This is a genomic window from Kocuria rhizosphaerae (assembly GCF_044462265.1).
Lineage (GTDB): Bacteria > Actinomycetota > Actinomycetes > Actinomycetales > Micrococcaceae > Kocuria > Kocuria rhizosphaerae.
In genome coordinates this window covers 1-6,732 of the sequence record NZ_JBISWL010000040.1, presented here as the reverse complement: position 1 = coordinate 6,732, position 6,732 = coordinate 1, and the positions used below count along the sequence as shown (strand labels likewise).

At 72.5% G+C, this 6,732-nt stretch carries 5 protein-coding genes; all 5 read right to left on the bottom strand.

Annotation, left to right across the window (positions count from 1 at the left end; genetic code table 11):
- The coding region (gene galK / locus ACH9EU_RS04890) for a galactokinase (protein WP_396412820.1) at positions 1-1,224 on the bottom strand (1,224 nt) is incomplete at its 3' end.
- Positions 1,221-2,357, bottom strand: a complete 1,137-nt coding sequence (gene galT / locus ACH9EU_RS04885; protein WP_396412819.1) for a galactose-1-phosphate uridylyltransferase — start codon at positions 2,355-2,357, stop codon at positions 1,221-1,223. The genes galK and galT, both read right to left, overlap by 4 nt.
- A complete protein-coding gene (locus tag ACH9EU_RS04880) occupies positions 2,354-3,139 on the bottom strand; it encodes a DeoR family transcriptional regulator (protein ID WP_396412818.1) in 786 nt (261 codons plus the stop codon). The genes galT and ACH9EU_RS04880 overlap by 4 nt, the downstream gene beginning before the upstream one ends.
- Before the next feature lie 236 nt (positions 3,140-3,375).
- A complete protein-coding gene (gene tal, locus ACH9EU_RS04875) occupies positions 3,376-4,482 on the bottom strand; it encodes a transaldolase (protein ID WP_396412817.1) in 1,107 nt (368 codons plus the stop codon).
- 109 nt (positions 4,483-4,591) lie between these two features.
- Positions 4,592-6,730: a transketolase gene (gene tkt, locus ACH9EU_RS04870; RefSeq protein ID WP_396412816.1), complete on the bottom strand. Its 2,139-nt coding sequence runs from the start codon at positions 6,728-6,730 to the stop codon at positions 4,592-4,594.
- Positions 6,731-6,732: the final 2 nt, after the last annotated feature.

Here is a 6,732-nt window from a genome sequence, read left to right as displayed (position 1 = left end):
CGCCGGCCCGACGTCGGCGAACCCGCGCAGGACGGCGTCCCGGACCTGCTCCTCCCGGGCCGCGGGGACGAGGGCGATCGCGGAGCCGCCGAAGCCCCCGCCGGTCATCCGCGCGCCGAGCGCCCCGGCGGTCAGGGCGGTGTCCACGGCGAGGTCGAGTTCGGGGCAGGACACCTCGTAGTCGTCCCGCAGGGACGCGTGGGAGGCCGTGAGCAGGTCCCCGACGCCGGCCACGTCCCCTTTGCGCAGCAGCTGCACGCACTGCAGGACCCGGCGGTTCTCGGTGAGCACGTGCCGCACCCGGCGGGCCGACTCCTCGTCGAGGGCTCCCAGGTCGGTCTCGGCGGGGACGTCGCGCAGGGAGTCCACGCCCAGGGCCGCGGCCGCGCGCTCGCAGGTCGCACGGCGGGCGGCGTAGCCGCCGTCGGCGTGGGAGTGGGCGACCTTCGTGTCGATCACCAGCACCCGCAGCCCGTGCTCGGCCACCGGCAGGGGCACGAGCTCGGTGGCCAGGGAGCGGCAGTCCAGGAACAGGGCCGATCCGGTCCGGCCCATCAGCGAGGCGGACTGGTCCATGATCCCGGTGGGCGCGCCCACGAACTCGTTCTCCGCCCGCTGGGTCATCCGAGCCATGGCCGGGCGGTCCAGGCCCAGGCCCAGCAGGTCGTCCAGGGCCACCATGGTGGCGACCTCCACCGCGTGGGAGGAGGACAGGCCCGCCCCCACCGGCACGGTGGAGTCCAGCAGCAGCTCGAAGCCGGGCACGGTGACGTCGTCGAGACCGGTCAGCACCGAGACGACGCCGGCCGGGTAGGCCCCCCAGCCCGGCACGGAGCCCGGTGCCGGCCCGGCCACCGGGAATCCCGCCCGCGACAGCCCGGAGCCGTCCGGGGCGTAGGTGGAGGCCAGCTCGACGACGTCGCGCCCGCCCACCCCCGTCCCTGTGTCGCGGCGCAGCCGCACGGCGACCATGGCGGAGCGGTCGATGGCGAACGGGAGCACGAAGCCCTCGTTGTAGTCGGTGTGCTCGCCGATGAGGTTCACCCGTCCCGGCGCGCGCCACACCCCGTCGGGGACGTGCCCGTAGACCTCGGCGAAGCGTTCCGCCAGCCGAGCGGCCCGCGCCCGGTCCTGCGCACCCACCGGTTCCGGAGGACCGGTCCGCACGAGGTCCTGCCCTCCGGCCGGGGTCGCGGTGGGCTCGCGGCTGTGCCGGCTGGTCATCGCGCGGCCTCCCTCAGGCGTGCGGCGGTCTGCTCGGCGCTGACGTCGTTGACGAACGCCCCCATGGCGGCCTCGGAGCCGGCGAGGAACTTCAGCTTGTCCTCGGCCCGGCGCGGGCTGGTCAGCTGCAGGTGCAGCCAACCGGCCTCGCGGTCGGCGGCCGTGACCGGGGTCTGGTGCCAGGCGGCGATGTAGGGGGTGGGGGTCGCATAGAGCCGGTCCACCCGCTGCACCAGCTCCCGGTAGAGGACCGCGAGCTCCTCGCGCTCGGCCCCGTCCAGGGCGGCCAGGTCGGGGACCTGCCGGTGCGGGACCAGGTGGACCTCCAGCGGCCAGCGCGCGGCGTAGGGGACGAAGGCCGAGAAGTGCTCGCCCTCGACCACCATCCGGTCCCCGGCCGCGGCCTCGTCGGCCAGCAGCTCACCCATCAGGGCCCGGCCCGTGTCGGCCAGGTGGGCCCTCGAGCGTGCCGCCAGGCGGGCCGCGTGCGGGGCGGGGTAGGGATAGGCGTAGATCTGACCGTGCGGGTGGTGCAGGGTCACCCCGATCTGCTCACCCCGGTTCTCGAACGGGAACACGTGGCGGATCCCCTCCAGGGCCGAGAGCGCCTCGGTGCGCTGGGCCCAGGCCTCCACGACCGTGCGGGCCCTTTCGAAGGGCAGGGACGCGAAGGAGCCCTGGTGCTCGGGCGTGAACACCACCACCTCGCACCGCCCGTAGGCCGCCGAGGGGGACCCCCACAGCTCCCGCTCCCCCGCCCCGTCCGGGACCGGGAGCACGCCCAGCCCCGGGCCCAGGGAGGGGAAGCGGTTCTCGAAGACCACGACGTCGAAGTCCGCCGCGGGGATCTCGGACTCCCGCCCGCCCACGGACGGGCACAGCGGGCACCGGTCGGCCGGCGGCAGGTGGGTGCGGGCCTGACGGTGGGCGGCCACCGCCACCCACTCCCCGGTCAGCCGGTCGAAGCGCACCTCGCCGTGCCCGGAGCGGGCGTCCAGCGGCCGGCGGTCGACGAGCTGCTCGACGGGCGCGGTGCCGCGGTCGCCGAAGAACACGGCCTCCCGCCCGTCGGCCAGCCGGTGGGTCCGGTGGACGATCAGTGGTGTGGTGGCGCGCTCAGCGGGAGAGGTCATCGGGCGGGCTCCAGTCGCAGGTCGGGGACGGATGGGTTCAGGGTCTCCCGGGCCGGGCCGTCGACGCCGTCGTCCATGACGACGGCGTCCACCTCGTCCAGGCCCGCGATGCGGTACAGGCCGGCCAGGCCCCACTTCGTGGAGTCGGCCAGCACCACGCTGCGGTCGCAGCGGTCCAGGAAGAGGCGGTTGACCTCCGCCTCCATCATGTTCGGGGTGGTCAGACCCTCCCGCTCGCTGATCCCGTGCACGCCCATGAAGCACAGGTCCAGGTGAAGCGTGCGCAGCGCGGCCGTGGCCAGCGGACCCACCAGCGCATCGGACGGGGTTCGGACGCCGCCCAGCGACACCACGGCCTGCCCCGTGGCCGGGGCGTCGTGGAGAACGTCGGCGATGCGCGGCGAGTTGGTCACGACCGTGATGTCGCGGATGCGGCGCAGGGCGCGGGCCAGGGCGCAGGTCGTGGTCCCCGAGTTCAGCGAGACCGACATTCCCGGCTCCACCATCGCCGCCGCGGCCGCGGCGATCGCCGCCTTCTCCGGCAGCTGCAGCTCGGACTTGTGAGTGAAGCCCGGCTCGGCGGCGGAGGACCCTGCCGGCAGCTTCGCCCCGCCGTGGACCTTCTGCAGTTCCCTGTCACGGGCCAGCCGGTCCAGGTCGCGACGCACCGTCATGTCGGACACGCCCAGCTCGGCGACCAGGTCGGCCACCCGCACGGCGCCGGCCGCGCGGACGCGGTCGAGGATCTCCCGCCGCCTGCGATCGGGAAGCATCTCGGACATGGGCCCTCCAGGGTTCAGGGGATGGCGCGGGGCCCGCCGGCAGTAGTTGTGAGACATCGGTCTCCCCGGCGTCTACGCCAACGTCCGCAATTAGATAGTTGAATCGCCTGTAAGTTTTTCTGTGGCTGGCAGGGATGGTGCTGGTTCTTCTGCTCGGGCGTGAATCATGAGACGTCTGCCCTTCGTGCATGGGTGTTCTGGCCGGGATTTGTCCGTGCGACTCGGAGGCAGGCGGCTCAGCGGGCGTTGTCGAGAGCGTTGCGGACGGTGGCCAGCAGCTCGTCCCAGGAGTCCTCGAACTTGGTCAGGCCCTCGGTCTCGAGCTTGGTGACGACCTCGTCGTAGGAGACCCCGGCGTGCGCGAGGGCGTCGAGGACCGCGTTGGAGGCCTCGTAGGTGCCGCTGATGGTGTCCCCGGTGATCTCGGCGTGGTCGTAGGTGGCCTCGAGGGTCTTCTCGGGCATGGTGTTGACCGTGTGCGGGGCCACGAGCCCGGTCACGTAGAGGGTGTCGGGCAGGGAGGGGTCCTTCACCCCGGTGGAGGCCCACAGCGGCCGCTGTGGGTTCGCCCCGGCCCCGGTCAGGCGGGCCCAGCGTTCGGTGTCCACGGAGTCCTGGAAGATCTGGTAGGCGAGGCGGGCGTTGGCCAGCCCGGCCTTGCCCTTGAGCTCCTGGGCGTCCTTGGTGCCGACCCGCTCGAGGCGGGCGTCGATCTCGGTGTCCACCCGGGAGACGAAGAAGGAGGCCACGGAGTGGATGGTGGTGAGGTCCTTGCCGGCCTCCAGGGCCTGCTCCAGGCCCAGCAGGTAGGCGTTGATGACCGCCCGGTACCGGTCCAGGGAGAAGATCAGGGTCACGTTGACCGAGATGCCCTCGGCGATCGTGGCGGTGATCGCGGGCAGCCCGGCCTCGGTGGCGGGGATCTTGATCAGCGCGTTGGGGCGGTCGATGGTCTGGGACAGGCGCTGGGCCATGGCCGCGGTCGCCTCGGCGTCCTGGGCCAGGCGGGGGTCGACCTCGATGGACACCCGTCCGTCCACGCCCTGGGTGGCCTCGTAGGTGGGGGCGAACAGGTCGCAGGCCTCGCGGACGTCGTCGGTGGTGATGGCCAGCACGGCCTCGTCGACGTCGGTGCCGGTCGCGGCGAGCTCGCGCACCTGGTCCTCGTAGGCGTCGTGGGCGGCCAGGGCGGCGGCGAAGATCGTGGGGTTCGTGGTCACGCCCACGACGTCCTTCTCCTCGATCAGCCGGCCCAGTCCCCCGGAGGTCAGGCGCTCACGGGAGAGGTCGTCGAGCCAGATCGAGACTCCGGCCTCGGAGAGCTTGCGGGTGGGAGTGGTCATGCGGTCCTCGGTTCTCTGCAGCCGGGCTGCAGTGCTGGTCGGGCGGGGGCGGGCACCGGTGATGCCGTGCCCGCCCCGCGGGCTGGGTGGTGGGGGGAACCGGTGCGGTTCAGCTTCCGGTGGGAGCGGTCTGGGCCGCGGCGGCCAGGGAGTCCTGGGCGGCGGTGGTGACCGCTTCGGCGGTGATGCCGAACTCGCGGTAGAGCCTCTGGTAGTCGGCCGACTCCCCGAAGTGCTCCAGGGACACGGCCCGCCCGGCGTCGCCGATCAGGTCTCGCCAGGACATGGCTATCCCGGCCTCCACGGAGACCCTGGCCTTGATCCGGGAGGGGATCACGGACTCGCGGTAGTCGGGGTCCTGGGCGTCGAACCACTCCCGGCAGGGCATGGACACGACCCGGGCGTTGATGCCCTGCGCGGCCAGCTGCGCCCGGGCCTGAACGGCCAGGGCGACCTCGGAGCCGGTGCCGATCAGGATCACGTCCGGTTCTGCGCCTCCGGGGGCCTGGGCCAGGACGTAGCCGCCGCGGGCGGTGCCCTCGGCGGAGGCGAACTTCTCGCCCTCGGCCTCGGGGTGGAGGTCCTCCCGGGCGAAGGTGGGCACGTTCTGGCGGGTCAGGGCGATCCCGGCCGGGCCGTGACGGTTCTCCAGCACCGTCCGCCAGGCGATGGCGGTCTCGTTGGCATCGGCCGGGCGGACCACGTCCAGGCCCGGGATCGCGCGCAGGGCCGAGAGCTGCTCGACCGGCTGGTGGGTGGGCCCGTCCTCGCCCAGGCCGATCGAGTCGTGGGTCCACACGTAGATGGCCGGGACCTTCATCAGCGCGCCCAGGCGCACGGCCGGGCGCTGGTAGTCGGAGAAGATCAGGAACGTCCCGCAGAACGCCCGGGTCTGGGAGGACATCACGATGCCGTTGACGATCGCCGCCGCGGCGTGCTCGCGGATCCCGAAGTGCAGCACCCGCCCGTAGGGGTCCCCGGACCACTTGGCCGTGGAACGGGCCGCCGGGATGAAGGACTTGGCGGACTCGATGGTCGTGTTGTTGGACCCGGCCAGGTCCGCCGACCCGCCCCACAGCTCCGGGAACGTGGCGGCGATCGCGTTGATGACCTTGCCCGAGGCCGCCCGGGTCGCCACGTCCGCCCCCGCCTCGAAGACGGGGAAGGCGTCCGCGTAGTTCTCGGGCAGTTCCTCGGCCCGGATCCGGTCGTAGAGGCTCGCCCGGTCGGGGTTGGCCTGACGCCAGGCGGAGAACTGCTCCTCCCACCGCGCCCGGACCTCCTTCATCCGATCCTGGATGCCCCGGGTGTGGGCGATCACCTCATCCTCCACCACGAAGGACTTCTCCGGGTCGAAGCCGAGGACCTCCTTGGTCGCGGCGACCTCCTCGGCCCCGAGCTTGGAGCCGTGGATGCCCCCGGTGTTCTGCTTGCCCGGGGCCGGGAACCCGATGACCGTGCGCAGGGCGATCAGCGAGGGCTTGGCGGTCTGCGCCTTCGCGGCGCGGATCGCCGCGTAGAGCTCGGCCACGTCCTCGACGTAGTCCCCGGACTTCGTCCAGTCCACCCGTGCCACGTCCCAGCCGTAGGCGGCGTAGCGGGCGCACACGTCCTCGGTGAAGGCCACGTCGGTGTCGTCCTCGATGGAGATGTGGTTGTCGTCGTAGATCACCACGAGATTGCCCAGCTCCTGGACACCGGCCAGCGAGGACGCCTCGGAGGTGATCCCCTCCTGCAGGTCCCCGTCGGAGGCGATCACGTACACCATGTGGTCGAAGGGAGAGCTCCCCGCGGCGGCCTCGGGATCGAGCAGGCCCCTCGTGTAGCGCTGGGCGTAGGCGAACCCGACCGCCGAGGCCAGGCCCTGGCCCAGCGGGCCGGTGGTGATCTCCACCCCGGTGGTGTGCCGGTACTCCGGGTGTCCCGGGGTCTTCGAGCCCCAGGTCCGCAGGGACGCGATGTCCTCGAGCTCCATCCCGTACCCGGACAGGAACAGCTGCAGGTACAGCGTCAGCGAGGTGTGGCCCGGGGAGAGGACGAACCGGTCACGCCCGGTCCACCGGTCATCGGTCGGGTCGTGGACCATCACCTTCTGGAACAGCAGATACGCCGCCGGCGCCAAGGACATCGCGGTCCCCGGATGCCCATTGCCCACCTTCTCCACCGCATCCGCCGCCAGCACCCGGACAGTGTCCACGGCACGCCGGTCGAGTTCGGTCCACGTCAGCTTCTGATCGAGATCGGTCACGA